This is a genomic window from Cryobacterium sp. PAMC25264 (assembly GCF_019443325.1).
Taxonomy (GTDB): domain Bacteria; phylum Actinomycetota; class Actinomycetes; order Actinomycetales; family Microbacteriaceae; genus Cryobacterium.
Window position 1 is genome coordinate 2962086 of the sequence record NZ_CP080383.1, and the last position, 17239, is coordinate 2979324.

The following is a 17239-nucleotide window of genomic DNA, read 5'->3' on the forward strand; positions in this document are numbered from 1 at the left end:
TTCAGATCAAACCAGTCCCCCATGCACCCCCCAATCGAGTGCCACTGCGCCGGCTGAGGCACGGGTGCCGCCTGGAGTGACCCCCGAAAGGGCCACAGCGCGCAGGGAGGAATGTGGATATTGTCGGCAAGCTGAAACAGATCCAAGAAGGGGGCGCCGCCGTTGACCGATCGTGAGATTGACGAAGCGCCCCGCCGCGGGCATCAGGCGGTGGTAGACGTTGCTGCCGTGGTCGTCACCTACAACAGCACCCGGCACGTCGCCGCACTCCTCGACAGCCTGCCGGCCGCATTCGGCGGACTGACCTATTCGGTGGTGGTCGTCGACAACGGTTCAACCGACGGCACTCGAGACATTCTGGATCGACGAGCCGACTGCGAGGTCGTTCGGGCCTCGAACGATGGCTACGCGGCCGGAATCAATCGGGCGGTGCTCGCCTCACCCGACGCCTCGACGGTCCTCATCCTCAATCCCGATGCCACCCTCGACCCCGACGCCGTGCCACGGCTGCTCGAGGTGCTTCGGCGGCGACCCGGCGCCGGAATCGTCGCGCCGCGTGTGCGTGAGGAGGATGGCAGGCTGTCTCCCACCCTGCGACGTGGACCGACCCTCGGCCGGGTCGGCGGGCTGAGTTTCACGAGACTGGCGGTGTTCGCCGAGCGCATCGAACTCCCTGGCGCATACGAGACCGAGCATGAGGTCGACTGGGCCGTTGGCGCGATTCTCCTTGTCGACCGGAGGTGTTTCGATGAGTTGGGGGGTCTTGACGAATCCTTCTTCCTCTACTCCGAGGAAACCGATTTCAGTCTCAGGGCGCGTGACGCGGGATGGACCACGGTCTTCACCCCGCGGGCCGGCGCGATGCATATCGGCGGTGGCTCCGGCGAAAGCGCGGCGACGCACACTATGCAGATGCTCAACCGGGTTCGCTTGTATCGCCGGCGCACCGGTGACCTGCGCGCGTGGATCTATTTCGGTTTGACCGTCGTGGTGGAAACCAGGCGGGCGGTGTTGGGCCAACGAACGTCCTGGACGACGGTGCGCGCGCTGCTGCGGCCGGCGCTGAGGCCGCCTCAGTTGAGGGCGAGCTCAGCGTTCCTCCCCTCCTAACCAGCTCAGCGGATCCGTTTGACCGCGCTCGCCAGCAGGTTGCGCGCGTCCCGCACACCGGGACGATGTGTGACGACCGCACGGATCGATTCGGCCGTGTCGCGAGCCGTGACGCTGTAACGGGACTGAAGCCATACCGAGGAGCGCGCGGGGAGCCGATCGCTCGTGTAGACCGCGCGGTAGTCAGTCTTCCTCAGCTCGGCGAGCAAGCGACGATCGTACCGACCGAGTGGAAGGGCGGCCTCGTCGATGTCTCCACCGCTGGCCTCCGCGAGGGCGATGCGTGCATCGACGAGCTCCCGGCGAGCCTCCCGCGGGCCCAGCCCGCGCCACGGAATGTGCGTCCAACCATGACTTCCGATCTTCATGCCGACGCTGCGCATCTCCCGGAGGTCGGCCGACGAGAGACTGGCGGGATCGTCCAGACGGCCGGCGAGAGCGAAGAACGAGGCAGTCAACCCGCGTTCCTGCAGCGCCGGGAGCGCGACCGCGCTGTCAGACCGATTGCCATCGTCGAAGCTGAGTCTCACCTGGGATTCACCTCCCACCTCATCAAGGATGCGGAGGAAATTGGCTTCTGTCACCCAGTACAGGGACTCGCCGGTCTCCCGCTCGTGATCGATGGTTCCGATGCCGTGGAAGCACAGGTTGATGTTCATGCCCAGCCCGGGTCCCTTCCGTGCTGACGGCTCGCGTTGTGAGTCCGTCAACATCAGCTATCGTGCACAGTACCCCGTGTGGAGCGTATTGTGCCGTACGATCGGCTCATGGATCGGGAGAGAGCGGCCGTTCGCCCCATCACGGACGGGGATGCCCTCGCCGTTGCCGAGTTCCTCCACCGTCACCTGAACCCACGGGTCAGCACGGCGGCGTGGGGGGCCCTCCTTGCGCCACCGTGGGGCGTCACGGCGCCCAACCACGGCTATCACCTCCTCGCCGGCGGCAGCGTTGTCGGAGCCTATGCTGCGGTGTACTCCGAGCGTGAGGTTGATGGGGAGCAGCGCAGGTTCTGCAACCTCGCTGCGTTCTGCGTACTGGATGAGCATCGAGCCGACGGCCTTAGGCTCATCCGGGCGATCCTCGCGCAGCCCGGCTATGAGTTCACCGACTTCTCGCCGAGCGGAAACGTGGTGGCACTCAACGAGAGGCTCGGCTTCGCCGCCTTGGACACCGCAACCCGGTTGACACCGAATCTGCCCAGCCTGCCCCGCCGCGGCCTCACGATCTCGGACGACCGTCGACGTGTGGCTGACGTCCTGACCGATCAGGATGCTCGGGTCTACCGGGACCACCGTGACGCGCCCGCCGCCCGTCACATCGTCGTGACCTCTCGCGGTGAGTACGCCTATCTCGTTGTCCGCAAGGACAGCCGCAAGCGACTCCCGATCTTCGCGTCACCGCTGTACGTCGGAGGGAGCCGAGAACTGCTCCGATCGGCGTGGCCACAGGTCGGCTCACACCTGCTGCTGAGGCACGGGGCACTCGCGACCCTCGGCGAGCGCCGCGTACTCGGCTTCGTCCCTGCCCTCGGCATGGACCTGGGCACCCCCCGGGCCAAGATGTTCCGCAGCCAGACGCTGGCGGCCACCACCATCGACTATCTCTACAGTGAGCTGACCCTGCTGGACTGGTAGTCGACGCGTCAGTTGGCCGGCGCCACAGGGGTGCCATCCTCCCATCGGTTGTTGCTCCACACATTGCCCGGTGCGTCGGAATCGAACGAGGTGATCGGCCCGAAATCGCCGCACTTGCTCGTTGTGCCACGCTGCCAGATATTGTTCGTGAACCGGATATCCCGGGTTCCGACCGAGTGCGGCTTTCCCGTCGTGGAACCTCCGTAGGTACAGTAGCCGCCGGACCCGGCGATGAACACATTGCCGTCAATGACATTGTTCTGGATGACCGCAAAATCCCCGTAACCGGTGAGTGCTCCGGAGCAGCCACCGTCCGGGGGGACGTCGGGAGCATCGCAGGCGATGGTGTTGCCGCGAATGACGGCATTCGAGCCCATCCGGATCCCGGACTCGTGGTAATACCCCGTCGCATCTGTGAACTGCCCGTGCACATAGGATCCCTCAACCGTGCACTCCCGATAACACATGACCGACCGTTTGCCGCCGGTCACGTGCACCCGGGTCGCCGTGAAGCTGACGTCGCCGATTCCGGTCACGGGGTTGTCACCCGAGTTGACCTCGCTGTCGCTGATGCTGAAGGAACCCGCACCGTCGTCGGCGCTGTAAACGAACCCGTTGATCTGCGATCGCGTGATCACGACCCCCGGCGCATCGATCTGCAGCGGCCAGCAGTCCACCTGTTTCTGGTCGATGACCGTGTTCGGCGTTGTGATCCGGCACTGGCCCGTGTAGTCCGAGAGGGTGGTCCCCTGCGGTAGTCCCGTCGTCTCGGCCGAGGGAAAGTCCTCCGGGATCGTGCCGGGCGCCCGCGACGGCTCCGTCGAGCTGGAGCTTCGGGAGTCCGGTCCCGTGGGACCTGGCGAGCCCATCGAAACCGCGACCCACAGAGCTGCCGTTACCGACAACACGAGCAGAAGTAGGATCACCGCGATCAGGCGCCTTCGCCGGAATGCGGGCGTGCCCGACGGACCAGCGGCCGGAGCATCGGGGGCGTGGGGCATCGGGGTTCCGTTCGTGTTCGGCCTCAGGCCGTGGCCAACTTCGCGTCGACGAACCCGGTGAGGGTGCCGACCGTGTCGAAGATGTCGGCGCCGAACTCATCGTCGTCGACGGTGATGTTGAAGCGCTCTTCGAGGGATGCCACGAGGCTTACGACCCCGAACGAATCGAGTTCAGGCATCGACCCGAACAGTGCGGTCTCCTCCCGCAGGTCTTCCGGGCGCTGCTGCAGTTCGAGTGCCTCGATCAGCACGGTGCGGACGGCGTTCAGGGTGTCGGTCATCGGTATTCCTTCGTGGGGATCGGGTGTGGGCTACTCAGATGGGATCAAACGAGGACCTCCGCGGGAGCCGCGTGTCCGAGGAAGGCGGTCGGGCTGGCGGTGAGACCGTACGCTCCCGCCTGGAAGATCACGATGAGGTCGTCGATGTCGGCTTCGGGCAGCTCCACGTCCTTCGCGAGCAGGTCGAGCGGGGTGCACAGACAGCCCACGACCGTGACCGTCTCTGCAGAGGAGCTCCCGACCCGGTTTCCGACAGCGACCGGATAGTTGCGGCGGATGGCCTGGCCGAAGTTGCCCGACGCGGCGAGCTGGTGATGCATGCCGCCGTCGACCACGAGGAAGGTCGTGCCGCGCGACACTTTTCGGTCCAGCACCCGGGTGACGTAGACCCCGCACTCCCCCACGAGGTACCGTCCGAGTTCGATGACCGGACGCGCCTCGGGCATCCGCTGCCGGATCGGCCCGTCCACAAGCTCGTGGAGGTTCTCGGCGACGGCGCCGAGGTCGAGCGGCTGGTCTTTCTCGACATAGGGGATACCGAACCCGCCGCCCAGATTGAGGTAACGCACCGGGGTGGGCAGGTGCTCCGCAAGACCGCTGACGAGGTCGACGGTTTGTCGTTGCGCCTCGGCGATGATTTCTGCGTTCAGGTTCTGCGAGCCGGCGAAGACGTGAAAGCCGAGCACATTCGCTCCGGCCGTTGCATAGTCGCGCAGCACGGCGGGCACGTGTTCGGCGTCGATCCCGAATTGCTGCGGACCACCGCCCATCCGCATACCCGACCCCTTGACCGCGAAGTCGGGGTTCACCCGTACGGCGACGTTCGGCTCGATCCCGAGTTGATCGCCCGCCGCGAGTACCCGGCGGAATTCGGTGCCGGACTCGACCTCGATGAGGATGCCGGCCGCGACGGCCTGGCGGATCTCGGCCGGGGTCTTACCCGGACCGGCGAAGCTGACCTGGCCGGCGAGGATGGTGGTGTCCAGCGCGGTTCTCATCTCCAGCCCTGACGCGACGTCGATCCGGTCCAGCCGTCCGGACAGGTGATGCACAACGGCGGGCATCGGGTTGGCCTTCATCGCGAAGCTGAGTTCGACCTGCGCGGGCAGCGCCGAGCGCAGCTCGTCCACACGCCGGTCGAGCAGCGCCCGGTCATAGGCGAAGAACGGTGTTGACCCGACCCGGGCGGCAAGTCTGGACAGCGGCATCCCACCGACCCGAAGTTCGCCGCCTAACGTGCCGAAACCGGCGATGTGCTCGTGTGGTTTCATCCGGGCACCTCCGACAGGACCTCTGCCAGGAGCGCCGCGCGATCGTACTTACCGTTGGGCGAGCGGGGTAATGACTCGCGAACCTCTATGCGGGCGGGCACCATATATAGAGGTAGCACCTGCCGCAGAGCCCCGGACAGAGTGTCGACGTCGACCTCGGCCGCGGGCGTTGTCGACGAGATCACGAGCACTATCCGTTGGCCCAGTGCCGGGTCGTCCTCGCCGAGCGCGACGGCGTCACGCACAAGACCGGTGCTGTAGGCGGCCTCTTCGACCTCGCTTGGGCTCACCCGGTAGCCCGACGTCTTGATCATGTCGTCGCTGCGGCCGACAAAGTACAGAAAGCCCTCCTGGTCCGCCACCACTGTGTCTCCGGACCAGACGGCCCGCTCAGGTGCACGCCACGGTTGCTGGGGATAGTGAACCGGCCGATAGCGTTCCGCCGTCCGGATCGGGTCATTCCAGTAGCCAAGCGCCACCAGGGCTCCCCGGTGCACGAGTTCTCCTTCCTCTCCGGGCGCGCACGGCGTCCCGTCTGGACGGAGTACGAGAATCTCGGCGTTCGGGATGGCTCGGCCGATCGAGTCGGGGCGCCGGTCGATTTCGGATGGGTCGAGATAGGTCGACCGGAAGGCCTCGGTGAGCCCGTACATGAGGTACGGGTCGGCCTCGGTGAAGATACCCCGCAACCGGTCCAGCATCGGCCTGGGCATCCTGCCCCCGGTGTTCGCCCAATATCTGAGCCGTCTCGCGGTTGCCGGTGGCCAGGCGACCTCGCTGAGTTGCAGCCACAGCGGGGGCACACAGGTGAGGGCGGTGACCCCGTACTGTGCGCAAAGCTTGGGTACCTCCAGCGGCAGCAGGTAGTTCATCAGCACACAGTGAGCGCCGACGGAGAAGGCCGTCGTCACCTGGCTCAGCCCGGCGTCGAAGCTCAGCGGAAGTACGCTGAGGATGACATCGTCGCTCGTGTTGCCCAGATAGGAACTGACGCTCTCGGCGCCGACGATCAGGTTGCGGTGGCTGAGCACGACACCCTTGGGTGTGCCGGTGCTCCCCGAGGTGTACAGGATCGCCGCCGGGTCGAGGTCTATCGCCGGTGGCTCTGGCCGGTCCTGGGTCGCGATCTGCCCGTCCGGCCACCGGTGCGTCTGCCAGGGTGTCTCCGGCCCGGACGGAGTGTGCCCGGACGGAGTGTCGCCCACGACGATCACATGAGCGACCTGCGTGACCGGCAGGACCGCCCCGAGTCGGGCTAGCCGGTCCGCCGAGGTGATCAGCACCGCCGCCGCGCTGTCCTGCAGGATATGACGCACCTGGGGTGCCTTCAGCACGTGGTTTATCGGGACGAAGACGCCCCCGGACGCAGAGATGGCGAAGATCGATGCGACGGTCTCGAAGCGCTTTTCCAGGTAGATCGCAACCCGGTCTCCCCTCCGCACTCCGAGCGCGTGCAACCGCGCGGCCGTGGCGAGTGCCATCCGCCAGGTCTCGGCGTAGCTGATGGTGGCATTGCGGTAGCTCAGCGCGGGGGCGTCCGGCGTCAGCACGGCCGCCTGTGAAAGCAGGTGGTGGAGGTTCGTCCTGACCACGGTATGCCGTCGCCACTCTGCGCTCATGACACAGCCCGATCGGCCAGGACCGGCACTTCTCCTGCTCGTGATCGTGCCCTCAGACTTCCGACGAGCGCGGCGGTGACCAGCGATTGCTGCACTGCAGTGAGGTGCGGGTACATCGGCAGCGAGAGTATCCGCCGCGCGGCGGCTTCCGCCACCGGAAAACGGCCGGCCTGATAGCCCAGTCCCGCGTAGGCGGCCGTGAGGTGCAACGGAGTCGGGTAGTGGATGGCCGCGCCGATCCCGGCGGCCCCGAGTTCAGCGAGCACCCGGTCGCGTTCGGCGACCTGGACCACGTAGAGATGCCAGACGTCCTCGTTGCCGGGCCGGGTGGCGGGGAGCCGCACCTCGGTGAGGTCGGCAAGCATCCCCGCGTACCGTTCGGCGGCCGCGCGGCGGGCGGCGTTCCACGTGTCGAGCCTGCGTAGCTTGGCGCGCAACACCGTGGCTTGCACGGCATCCAGACGCGAGTTCACGCCAGCCCGGTCGTGCACATACTTCACCGAGCTTCCGTGAGCAGCGTAGTTCCGGACGAATTCGGCGACGGCTGGGTCGTCGGTGAGCACTGCACCGGCATCTCCGGCCGCTCCAAGGTTCTTGCCGGGATAGAAGCTCGTCGCGGCGACCCGGCCGAGCGCACCGGCTCGGCCGATCGTGGCAGTCGCCCCCTGTGATTGGGCAGCGTCCTCGACGACGACAAGCCCGTGCCGTGTCGCGATCTGCAGGAGTGCTTCGACCGGCGCGGTCTGGCCGTAGAGGTGCACGGGCACGATTGCCCGAGTGCGCGACGTGACGGCCGCTTCGACTGCAGCGGGGTCGATGAGGAGGTATTCCTCATCGACGTCGACGAAGACCGGGGTCGCACCCAGGCGGGTCACCGCCTCGGCGGTCGCTATGAACGTGTTGACGGGGATGATGACCTCGTCGCCTGGGCAGATACCGACGGCCCGGAGTGCGAGCTCGACCGCATCGGTCCCGTTGGCCACTCCGACGCAGTGCCGAACGCCGATGTACGCGGCGTACTCCCGCTCGAATGCGGCGACCTCGGCACCTCCGACAAAGGCCGCGGACGTGAACTGTTCCCGCCAGGCGGGCAGCACCTCCTCCGCGATCTCCGCCTGTTGGGAGACGAGGTCGAGAAACGGGACTCTCATGCTGGTATCACCTTTCGTGGACCGGCCGGCACGCCCAGCCAGGTTTCCTCCGATGGCAGGTCCTTGACGAGCGCGGCCCCCATACCCAGGACCGAGTATTTGCCGACCCGTACGCCCTCGCGCACGCTCGCGTTCATGCCGAGGTACGCGCCTTCGCCGATCCACGCGTGGCCGCCGAGTGTCACGCCGGCGCAGAGAGTGGCGAAGGACTCCACGAGGTCGTCATGGGTCAATGTGACATTCGGCATGATGACCACATGCCTGCCGAGCTCGACATTGGTGGTCAGCACCACGCCGGCAAGCAGGATGCTCCCCACCCCGACTGTGCAATCTGCCGGCACCACCACGCTGGGATCGATGACGCTGACGAAGTCGTCGTTGCCCCGGCCGTACCCGGCCAGGCGAGCGGCGATAGCCGCCCGGGTGACTCCACGTCCGGCGCAGATAACCAGCCGGGCCTGCGGGTGATCTGCGACCTGACCGGTACCGCCGAGGATCGGCAGTCCGTCGAGACTCTTGCCCCATCGGGTTTCGTCATCGTCGAGGTACCCGATCGCGGTGTGCAGTCCCGATCGCCGAAGCACGGACAGCGCCTCCCGAGCCAGGCCGCTCGCCGCGACGAGGAGCACCTCAGCCATGCGCGGCCACCGTGAGCGGAGAGAGCAACGCATCGATGACCGTAGTCTGTTCCGCATCCTCGAGCTGGTGGTAGAGCGGCAGGATCAGGGTGTTGCCGGTGAGCCGTTCCGACACCGGCAGCGGACCGCGGTATGACGGACTTCCTTCGTACGCCGGCTGCAGGTGCGCCGACATGATGCCTCGTCGAGCCGACACCCCGGCTTCGGCCAGGCGCACCAGTAGCGTCTCACGGTCGAACGGATAATCCGGGCCGACCTCGACCCAGTAGGACTGGTAGTTCGAGGTTCCCCACTCCGGGTCGCCTACCGGGCGCAGCCCTACGATGCCAGACAGGGCGGCTGTGTAGCGTTCGGCGATCTCCCGCCGACGGCGCACGATTTCCGGCAATCGGCCCAGCTGGACGATCCCCACCGCTGCCTGCATGTCGGTCATCCGATAGTTGTATCCGATCTCCAGGTACTCCTCTGCCGGAGCGAGAATGCTCGCCTGCCGGTCGCTCGCCGACACGCTCATCGCGTGTTCCCGCAGGCGCCTGGCTCGCTCGGCCCAGTCTGAATTCGAGGTCGTCAACATGCCGCCCTCTCCCGTGGTCAACAGCTTGCGGGGGTGGAAGGACCACGCCGCCAGCGCGGCCCCGGCCCCCACTGGCCGACCCTTGTAGGTGGACCCGGCACCGCAGGCGGCGTCTTCGATCACCACGATGCCCAGCGGATCGCAGAGGTCGCGGATTGGGTCGAGGTCGACGGGCACCCCACCCTGGTCAACGACGATGACGGCTCGGGTCCGATCGGTGAGGGCGGCGGCGATGCCGTCTGCGGTGACACATCCGGTGTCGGGGTCGACGTCGATGAACACCGGTCGCGCACCGACGTAAGTGGGGGCGTTGGCCGTGGCAACGAAGGAGAATGAGGGAACAATCACCTCATCGCCGGCCTGGACCCCGGCAACGATCAGCGCCAGGTGCAGTGCCGTGGTGCAGTTTGAGGTCGCCACGGCGTGGTTGGCCTGCATCGACGCTGCGAACTCGCGCTCGAACCGGGCCACCCTGGGGCCCTGCGCGACCCAGCCGGACTCGATCACCTCCGTGAGGGCGAGGACCTCTTCTTCCCCCAGCCACGGCTTCATGACGTTGATGCGGCTCATGACACCACGCCCACACGACCGGCCGAGATCTCGTCGCGCTGCGGTTGCCACCAGTCGACGAGCCGTCGCAGACCGTCGTGCAATCCGACCTGAGCCTCGAAGCCGAGCTGCTCTCGCGCCGCTCGGGTATCCGCCAGACGCCGGACAACGCCGTTGACCGCACGGTCCGGGCCGTGCTCGACCGCCAGGTCGGAGCCCATCACCTCGAGAAGCGCCTCGGCCAGACCTAACAGGGTGGTCTCGGTTCCGCTGGCCACGTTGTACACACCCTCCGTGCGGTCGCCGGCGGCGGCCAGGAGATTCGCCCTGGCGATGTCCGTGGTGAAGATGAAGTCCATGGTCTGCAACCCGTCGCCGTAGATCAACGGCGGTCTCCCATCGGCGATGCGCTCCATCCAGCGCACCAACACCTCGGTGTAGAGACCGTGGATATCCATCCGTGGACCGTAGACGTTGAAGTAGCGCAGAGCCACATAGTCGAGCCCGTACATCGAATGGAAGCTGCGCAGCATCCCCTCGCCGAACGATTTGGCCGCGCCGTAAAAAGTGTCGTTGTTGGTGTGGTGATGGCTCTCCGGCGTCGGGAAAGTCTCGGCCAGGCCGTACACCGAGGCACTGGAAGCGGAGATGACCTTGTCGACACCATGCGCCGCTGCGGCCTCCAGGACATTGAATGTTCCGTCGGCCAACACCTCATTGGCGAGGCGCGGCTCCTCTGCACACTGGGTGATGCGAATAGCCGCCTGGTGGAAGACCAGGTTCGTGCCCGCCGTCACCCTCCGCACCACAGCAGCGTCACGGATATCGCCCTCGATCACAGCGACCCGCCCGTCGGCCATCGCGCCGTCGAGGTTGGCCATCCGGCCGCGAACAAAATTGTCCAGCACGTCGATGTGGTCGACGCCCGCGTCGAGCAGTTGGTCAACGATCGTGGATCCGATGGTGCCCGCGCCGCCGGTGACCAGCACACGAGCGCCCTGCAGCGCAGTCATGCCGGTTCCCCCGCCAGCTCTGCCTGGAGCACCGGTACCCGTGGCGTCATCGGAAAGGTCACGACCACGTTCTCTGTCAGGCTGCGACTGGCAGCCTCGAGCACCTCGAGCACCCTCAACCCGGATCCAGCGTCGGTGCGTGGAGCGCGCCGCTCCAGGATGCTCGCCGCGAACTCAGCGGTCATGGAATCCAGCGCTTCCCGTTCCGACAGAGCGGGCGACCAGGTGTCGCCGAGTCGGTAGGAGATGGCGGCAGTCCGTCGCTCCAACCCATCCAGGGATTGGGTCTCCAGATCCACGCCACGGTCATAGACACTGACCCGCTGCTGAGGGTTGAGGTCATCCCAGACCAGGGTGCGCTTGGTGCCGCCGATGATCATGGTGCGTATCTTCGTGGGACTCAACCAGTTGACGTGGACGTGCGCGATGGCGCCGTGCTGGAGCGGGAGCGTGAGGTAGCCGACACACGATTTACCGGCGCCGAGGGGATCCGCCCCCTGCGCAGAGACGCTGAGCGGTCGCAGACCACCCGGGAGGACAAAATCGATGATCGAGAGGTCGTGCGGGGCAAGATCCCAGAACACATCCACATCCGGCTGGATCAGACCGAGATTGATGCGGACTGAGTCGATGAACAGGATGTCGCCGAGCGCTCCCTCGTCGATGAGCTCACGGATCTTCAGCACGGCCGGGGTGTAGCAGTATGTGTGGTCCGTCATCAGGACCAGCGAATTCTCGGCGGCGACCCTGGCCATCGATTCACCTCGGCCACTCGTGTCCGCGAGCGGCTTCTCCACCAGGACATGCTTGCCGGCGGCGAGCGCCGCGCAGGCGATGCCGTGATGCGTCGACGCGGGCGTGGCGATCGCCACGGCGTCAAGGGTGTCATCAGCGAGGAGAGAGGCCACTGACGAGGTCACCCGCACCCCACTTCCCCGACCCGCGACTCGCTCCGCGCGCTCAGTGTCCAGGTCGCAGACCGCAGCGAGATCCCAGTGCGGGCTCGCCCGGAAATTCCGGGCCAGATTGGGCCCCCAGTATCCAGCGCCGATGACAGCGATCCGCAACGTATCGGTCACAGTGAACCCCTATAGCTTGAAGGCTGATGTAACGAGCTATGAGCGCCCTCATACCTGAGGGTCGCTCACGCAGTCACAATGCCACTGCGTTGGGCACTTCGCTGCCCCCAACCGGGGGTGACCTGGGCGGCCTGGAACTGCCCCCTGTTCAGGTCACAGCGCGGAAAATGCGGAGCAGGTATGGTCACGTCGTGAGGTCCTGAGATTCCCTCATGTGATGCACGACGATCGAATTCGCGTCCTGCGAAGGCCCTCGTCACCTGCATCACTGCTCGATCCGCCTCACTGCTTGACCTGTTCCGCAACCCGCCCGAACCTGTAAACCCGAAATGCAGGGGACCTTCCGTGAATACGTCTATCGCGGGGCGACCTATCCGTCGACCCCAAAACACGCCGACGCCGACAACGGCAGGTGTGGCCCGAGCTCGGCCCGCCCGGCTTCCTGCCGGAAGCGCCGGCCCCCGATGAGCGCGCCTACGCCACGTTCCCCCGCGCCCGGAGGAATCCCGGCGGGTTACCGGACCCCGCTCCGCCTGGTCAGGACCGCCCCAACACCCATCACCGAGGCGACGCCCGGCGCGGGTACTGTACGAGGGCTGTCCGGCGCCGCCTGGGCACGGCATTACCGAACGAAGCTGCGCCTGACGGATGCGGCGGTGATCAGCGCCTCCGTGACCGTTGCCTTCCTGGCCCGATTCGCCCTGGTCGACCCGGCGGCGCTCACGAACCCGTCCACGGCCGGGGTCCCGTTGTCCTATTGGGCGATCACCGTTCTGGTGATCGGAACGTGGATCATCACTCTGTCGACCTTCCGCACCCGGGACTCCCGCGTCGTGGCGGTGGGGGCCACCGAATACAAACTCGTGATCAACGCCACCCTGCTGACCTTCGGAATGCTGGCGATAGCCTTCCTGCTGTTACAGGTCGACACGTCTCGCGCATACTTCGTCTTCGCGCTCCCATTGGGGCTCTCCGCTCTGGTTCTCGAACGCTGGCTCTGGCGCAAATGGCTCATCAGGCAACGTCGCTTCGGCCACTACCTCTCCCGGGCCATCGTTGTCGGGGGGCGGGACGACATCGAGTACGTGGTGCGGCAGATCAACGACAAGTCCGAGGCGGCCTATCACGTGGTGGGCGCCGCGCTTGAGGGCGACAACGTGACGAGCATCACGTCCTCCGGCCATCACGTTCCCGTGGTGTCCGATTTCGCCCACGTCGCCCAGGCGGCCCAGACCCTGGACGTGGACGCCGTCATCGTGGCCGGGCATCCCAGCCTGGGCAGCGGCTTCGTGCGCAATCTGGGTTGGGACCTGGAGGGCACTTCGGCCGAACTCGTCCTCTCCAGTCGGCTGACGGACGTCGCTGGCCCGCGCATCCATTTCCGTCCCGTCGAAGGCCTCCCGCTGATCCACGTCGAAATCCCCCAATTCGACGGTGCCAAGCACGTGCTGAAGCGTGCGCTGGACATCACGCTCGGCGGCGCAGCGCTGCTCGTGGTCAGCCCGGTGCTCCTGGTGATCGGCCTCCTGGTGAAGCTGGACAGCCCCGGCCCCGTCCTGTTCCGGCAGGAACGGGTGGGGCGAAACGGCCGCACCTTCCACATGGTCAAGATCCGTTCCATGGTGCGTTCCGCTGAGGACCAGCTGGCCGGGCTCCTCGAGCAGAACGAAGGCTCAGGGGTGCTCTTCAAGATCCGGAGCGATCCGCGAATCACCCGGGTCGGTCGCGTTCTGCGCAAGTATTCCCTGGACGAACTGCCGCAGCTCTGGAACATCGTGATGGGGCAGATGAGCCTGGTCGGGCCCCGCCCGCCGTTGCCGTCCGAGGTGTTGAACTACGAGACGCATATGCACCGCCGGCTGTATATCAAACCCGGACTGACCGGCATGTGGCAGGTGAACGGGCGCTCAAACCTCAGCTGGGAGGAGAGCGTGCGACTGGACCTCTATTACGTCGAGAACTGGTCGCTCGCCGGCGACCTCATGATCATCTGGCGCACAGTGAAGATCGTGCTCCGGCCGTTGGGCGCGTACTGATGACGCCGGATCACCGCGAACCCGACAGCAGGTTCACCGCCCGGGCGCTGCGGATCGCGATGATCGGCACCCGCGGGGTGCCTGCGACGTTCGGCGGGTTCGAGACCGTGGTGGAGGAAATCGGGCGGCGGCTCGTGGACCGCGGGCATGCCGTGACAGTGTACTGCCGGGCGCCCAGCGGCCCGGTTCCGCCGGGGACCGTCTACCTGGGCATGCGACTCGTGCACCTCCCGGCGCTGCGGCCGAAGGCCCCCGCATCCCTCAGCAATACCGCGGTCTCGGTCGCGCACGCCACCACCGGAGCGCGTCCCGACGCCGCTTTCGTCTTCGGGTACACGAACGCCCCGTTCTTGCCGTTGCTGCGTCGGCGCGGCATCCCGACGACCGTGCACCTGTCCGGTGGCGAGTGGGAACGCGACCGCCGGGTCCGGCCACGCGGGCGGTATTCCCGGTGGGCCGAACAGGCGACCGTGCGGTCGGCCGACGCCCTCATTGCCGACTCCCAGAACGTCGCGGACTACTACAGCAGGGAGTTTGCCGCTTCGACCGAGCTGATCGGCTACGGGACCCGTCTGCTGCACGATCCGCCGGCCACGCGTCTGGAGGATTTAGGCCTGCGACCGCACGGGTTCCACCTGGCGGTGGCCCGGTTCGGGCCCGACAACCATCTGGACGCGATTCTCGACGGCTACCGGCGCAGCAGCACCCGTTTGCCACTGGTCGTCGTCGGCAGCCCACCGGGCTCTGGAGCCCAGGCGCGCCGCCTCGCCACGTTGGCCGAGGATCCTCGGGTGCGGCTGGTGAGCGGGGCGTGGGACCAGGAGCAGCTCGATCAGCTGTATGCCCACGCGGTGAGCTACCTGCACGGGCACTCTGTGGGAGGTACCGACCCGTGGCTGTTGCGTGCAATGGGTGCCCGCACCGCCGCAATCGCCTGGGACGTGCCCGTCAACCGCGAGATGCTGGGCGCCTACGGGGCCTACTTCCAAGACCCCCACGCACTCGCCGCGTTGATCGAGGATGCGGAGTTGAACCCGCACCACACACAGGAGGTCAGTGAGGCGCTGCAGCGTCGTGCGGCCGCCCTGTACAACTGGGGCCACGTCACCGACGGCTATGAAGACCTCGCCCAAAGACTCGTTTCCGGCCACAGCACCCAGGGGGCAAGCCCCGGACGCAGCGCGCACCCGCGCCACCGTGTGCCTCGGGGGCATCCCGTGGAACCGGGATCAGTCGTCGAACGCGAGCAACCGACATGATGCCGTCGGCCGATCTGGGCATCGTCGTGGTCAACCACGGCTACCCCGACCAGCTCGAACGTAACCTGGTGGGAATCGGGCAGAGCGTCCGGCCGGCCCTGATCGTCGTGGTCGACAATTTTTCCGGGATCGCCCAGCGGGAGGCGATAACTCGCCTCTGTGCCCGCGAAGGATGGACCCTGCTCGCCCCCGGACTCGATCTCGGCTTTGCCGCCGGAGCGAACGCTGGGGCGCGGCTGCTGCGTTCGCGCGGCTGCAACCTGCTGCTCCTGCTCGATCCTGCGGTATGGATCGACGCTGACGGGGTCCTCGTGCTGGCTGCGGCCTGCGTCGCCGACCCCCAGCGCATCCTCGGTACGAACATTCGCCGCCCGGATGGTTCGATGTGCGACGGCGGCGGCACCGTGGACGTCCGCCACGGCCACGCACCGACCCGTGACGGTGCGGCCGGCTCAGCACCGGACGGCTGGCTCAGTGCCTCGTGCCTGATGATCCACGGCTCCCTGTGGGACTGGCTGGGCGGCTTCGACGAAACCTACTTCCTCCTCTGGGAAGACGTCGATCTGTCGTGGCGCTGCGTGGCCGCCGGCGGCACCCTGGCCGTGCGTGACGACATCATGGTGCTCCGGAGCGCGCCGGATTCCATACCGGCCGACGGAGCCGACCTGGTGCGGATCTACTCGAATTGCCGGAACCGGCTGGCCTTCGCGGCGGAGCATCTGAGCCGCCGACATCTTCTTGACTGGCTGCTGCACAGCCCGGCTATGCCGCGGAAGTGCTACGGGCCGAGGGCCAGCGGAGTGCGGCGAGACGCGCAGGACCCATGCTGGCCGCCGCCGTTCGCGGCACGGCAGCGGGATCGGCTGTGGCGCTGCGCCGGCTGAGCAGGCCTGCACCCGATCGGCCGGGCGGGCACCGCGCCGACGAACGGCGATCGGCCCCCGAACAGAAGACCATCGGGTGATGCGGGTCCTGCAGTCGTTCGCGGGCGCACCGAGCACCACCAATCCCTATCTACTCCAACTCAGCACGCACCTGGGCCCGGACCCACACGTTCTCGGCTTCAGCTGGGAACGCGCCCTCATGGAACGCTACGACGTGTTCCACGTGCACTGGCCCGCGGCCTTGCTGCACGGTTCGACCTCGTTGCGCAGCCTGGTGAAGCGTCTGTTGTTTCGCGCGCTGCTCCTTCGGTTGTGGCTCGGCCGGCGCCGTACCGCCCTGGTGCGTACGGTGCATGACGACCACGGCCAGAGAGTGGGTAGCCGGACCGAACGGGCGCTGCTGGCGCGCCTGGATCAACGCACGACGTTGTGGATCCGGCTCACTCCGGCGACTCCGATCCCCCAGGCCGCGCACGTGCGCACGATCGAGCACGGTGACTACCGCGAGTGGTTCGGCTCGATCGATGAGTCGCCAGCGATGATGGGCCGGCTGCTGTTCTTCGGACTCATCCGTCCGAACAAGGGCGTGGCGCACCTGATCGAGGCCTTCACCAACCTCCGCTCCGGCCCGGACGGAGAGGCCGTGTCCCTGCGGGTGGTGGGCAGCCCCACGACCACGGCCGTGGGCGCGGAGATCCTCCTCGCCGCCGGCGCCGATTCCCGGGTCACTGTGACACTCGGGCGTCCCGGCGACGCCGAGCTGGCCGCGGAGATCGAGCAGGCCGAACTCGTCGTGCTCCCGTACCCGGACCTGCACGGTTCGGAGGCCTCCGTGCTCGCCCTGTCGCTGGCCCGGCCGATCCTGGTGCCCGGCACCCCGGTCGCCCGAGTGCTGCAGAGCGAAGTCGGTGCAGGCTGGGTGTTCACCTATGCCGGGGGCCTCAGCGCGGCGACACTCGGCGACGCGCTCACGGGCTTTCGGTCGGGGAAGACCGGTGGGGGCAGCAGGCCGGACCTGTCGACACGCGCCTGGCCGCTCATCGCCGCCCAGCACCGCGCCGCGTACGCAACCGCTGTGCGGCTGGTGAAACGCGAGACAGACCCGGTCTCCGCGCCCGCCGAGCCCGGCTGACGGACTGG

General features: G+C 67.0%; 16 protein-coding genes. 6 read left to right on the forward strand and 10 right to left on the reverse strand.

Going from position 1 to position 17239, the window contains the following annotated elements; all coding sequences use genetic code 11:
* The first annotated feature begins 162 nt into the window (after positions 1-162).
* Positions 163-1110 carry a glycosyltransferase family 2 protein gene (locus tag KY500_RS13790; protein WP_219901020.1) on the forward strand — a complete coding sequence of 316 codons (948 nt, stop codon included), beginning with the start codon at positions 163-165 and terminating at the stop codon, positions 1108-1110.
* Between the two features lie 5 nt (positions 1111-1115).
* Here KY500_RS13790 and KY500_RS13795 read toward each other — a convergent pair whose 3' ends face one another.
* Positions 1116-1769, reverse strand: a complete 654-nt coding sequence (locus KY500_RS13795; RefSeq protein ID WP_219901021.1) for a polysaccharide deacetylase family protein — start codon at positions 1767-1769, stop codon at positions 1116-1118.
* 108 nt (positions 1770-1877) lie between these two features.
* Between KY500_RS13795 and KY500_RS13800 the strand changes: the two genes are divergently transcribed.
* Positions 1878-2744: a hypothetical protein gene (locus KY500_RS13800; RefSeq protein WP_219901022.1), complete on the forward strand. Its 867-nt coding sequence runs from the start codon at positions 1878-1880 to the stop codon at positions 2742-2744.
* Between the two features lie 8 nt (positions 2745-2752).
* Here the strand turns inward: KY500_RS13800 and KY500_RS13805 are convergent, their stop codons facing one another.
* The 9 genes from KY500_RS13805 to KY500_RS13845 are packed head-to-tail and all read right to left on the reverse strand — an operon-like array spanning position 2753 to position 11920.
* Positions 2753-3745 (reverse strand): hypothetical protein, encoded by a 993-nt coding sequence (locus KY500_RS13805; protein ID WP_219901023.1) that lies wholly within the window; start codon positions 3743-3745, stop codon positions 2753-2755.
* A 23-nt stretch (positions 3746-3768) separates the two neighbouring features.
* Positions 3769-4026 carry an acyl carrier protein gene (locus KY500_RS13810; protein WP_219901024.1) on the reverse strand — a complete coding sequence of 86 codons (258 nt, stop codon included), beginning with the start codon at positions 4024-4026 and terminating at the stop codon, positions 3769-3771.
* Between the two features lie 44 nt (positions 4027-4070).
* Positions 4071-5297 carry a pyridoxal-dependent decarboxylase, exosortase A system-associated gene (locus tag KY500_RS13815; protein ID WP_219901025.1) on the reverse strand — a complete coding sequence of 409 codons (1227 nt, stop codon included), beginning with the start codon at positions 5295-5297 and terminating at the stop codon, positions 4071-4073.
* Positions 5294-6916 carry an acyl-CoA ligase (AMP-forming), exosortase A system-associated gene (locus tag KY500_RS13820; RefSeq protein WP_219901026.1) on the reverse strand — a complete coding sequence of 541 codons (1623 nt, stop codon included), beginning with the start codon at positions 6914-6916 and terminating at the stop codon, positions 5294-5296. Before KY500_RS13820 ends, KY500_RS13815 begins: the two co-directional genes overlap by 4 nt.
* The gene (locus tag KY500_RS13825) at positions 6913-8067 is read right to left on the reverse strand and encodes a DegT/DnrJ/EryC1/StrS aminotransferase family protein (protein ID WP_219901027.1); all 1155 of its coding nucleotides are present in this window, start codon (positions 8065-8067) and stop codon (positions 6913-6915) included. The genes KY500_RS13820 and KY500_RS13825 overlap by 4 nt, the downstream gene beginning before the upstream one ends.
* Entirely contained in the window at positions 8064-8705 is a 642-nt protein-coding gene (locus KY500_RS13830; protein ID WP_219901028.1) for a NeuD/PglB/VioB family sugar acetyltransferase, read from the reverse strand. Before KY500_RS13830 ends, KY500_RS13825 begins: the two co-directional genes overlap by 4 nt.
* Positions 8698-9849: a DegT/DnrJ/EryC1/StrS aminotransferase family protein gene (locus KY500_RS13835; protein ID WP_255579355.1), complete on the reverse strand. Its 1152-nt coding sequence runs from the start codon at positions 9847-9849 to the stop codon at positions 8698-8700. The genes KY500_RS13830 and KY500_RS13835 overlap by 8 nt, the downstream gene beginning before the upstream one ends.
* Positions 9846-10841 carry an NAD-dependent epimerase/dehydratase family protein gene (locus KY500_RS13840; protein ID WP_219901029.1) on the reverse strand — a complete coding sequence of 332 codons (996 nt, stop codon included), beginning with the start codon at positions 10839-10841 and terminating at the stop codon, positions 9846-9848. Before KY500_RS13840 ends, KY500_RS13835 begins: the two co-directional genes overlap by 4 nt.
* Positions 10838-11920, reverse strand: coding sequence for a Gfo/Idh/MocA family protein (locus KY500_RS13845; RefSeq protein ID WP_219901030.1), 1083 nt, complete (start codon positions 11918-11920; stop codon positions 10838-10840). Before KY500_RS13845 ends, KY500_RS13840 begins: the two co-directional genes overlap by 4 nt.
* 656 nt (positions 11921-12576) lie before the next feature.
* Here KY500_RS13845 and KY500_RS13850 point away from each other — a divergent pair.
* From KY500_RS13850 to KY500_RS13865, 4 genes are all read left to right on the forward strand, one after another.
* Positions 12577-13956 (forward strand): sugar transferase, encoded by a 1380-nt coding sequence (locus KY500_RS13850; protein WP_255579356.1) that lies wholly within the window; start codon positions 12577-12579, stop codon positions 13954-13956.
* Positions 13956-15215 carry a glycosyltransferase gene (locus KY500_RS13855; protein WP_219901032.1) on the forward strand — a complete coding sequence of 420 codons (1260 nt, stop codon included), beginning with the start codon at positions 13956-13958 and terminating at the stop codon, positions 15213-15215. Before KY500_RS13850 ends, KY500_RS13855 begins: the two co-directional genes overlap by 1 nt.
* Positions 15212-16099, forward strand: a complete 888-nt coding sequence (locus KY500_RS13860) for a glycosyltransferase family 2 protein (RefSeq protein ID WP_219901033.1) — start codon at positions 15212-15214, stop codon at positions 16097-16099. Before KY500_RS13855 ends, KY500_RS13860 begins: the two co-directional genes overlap by 4 nt.
* A gap of 79 nt (positions 16100-16178) precedes the next feature.
* Positions 16179-17231, forward strand: coding sequence for a glycosyltransferase (locus KY500_RS13865; protein WP_219901034.1), 1053 nt, complete (start codon positions 16179-16181; stop codon positions 17229-17231).
* Positions 17232-17239: the final 8 nt, after the last annotated feature.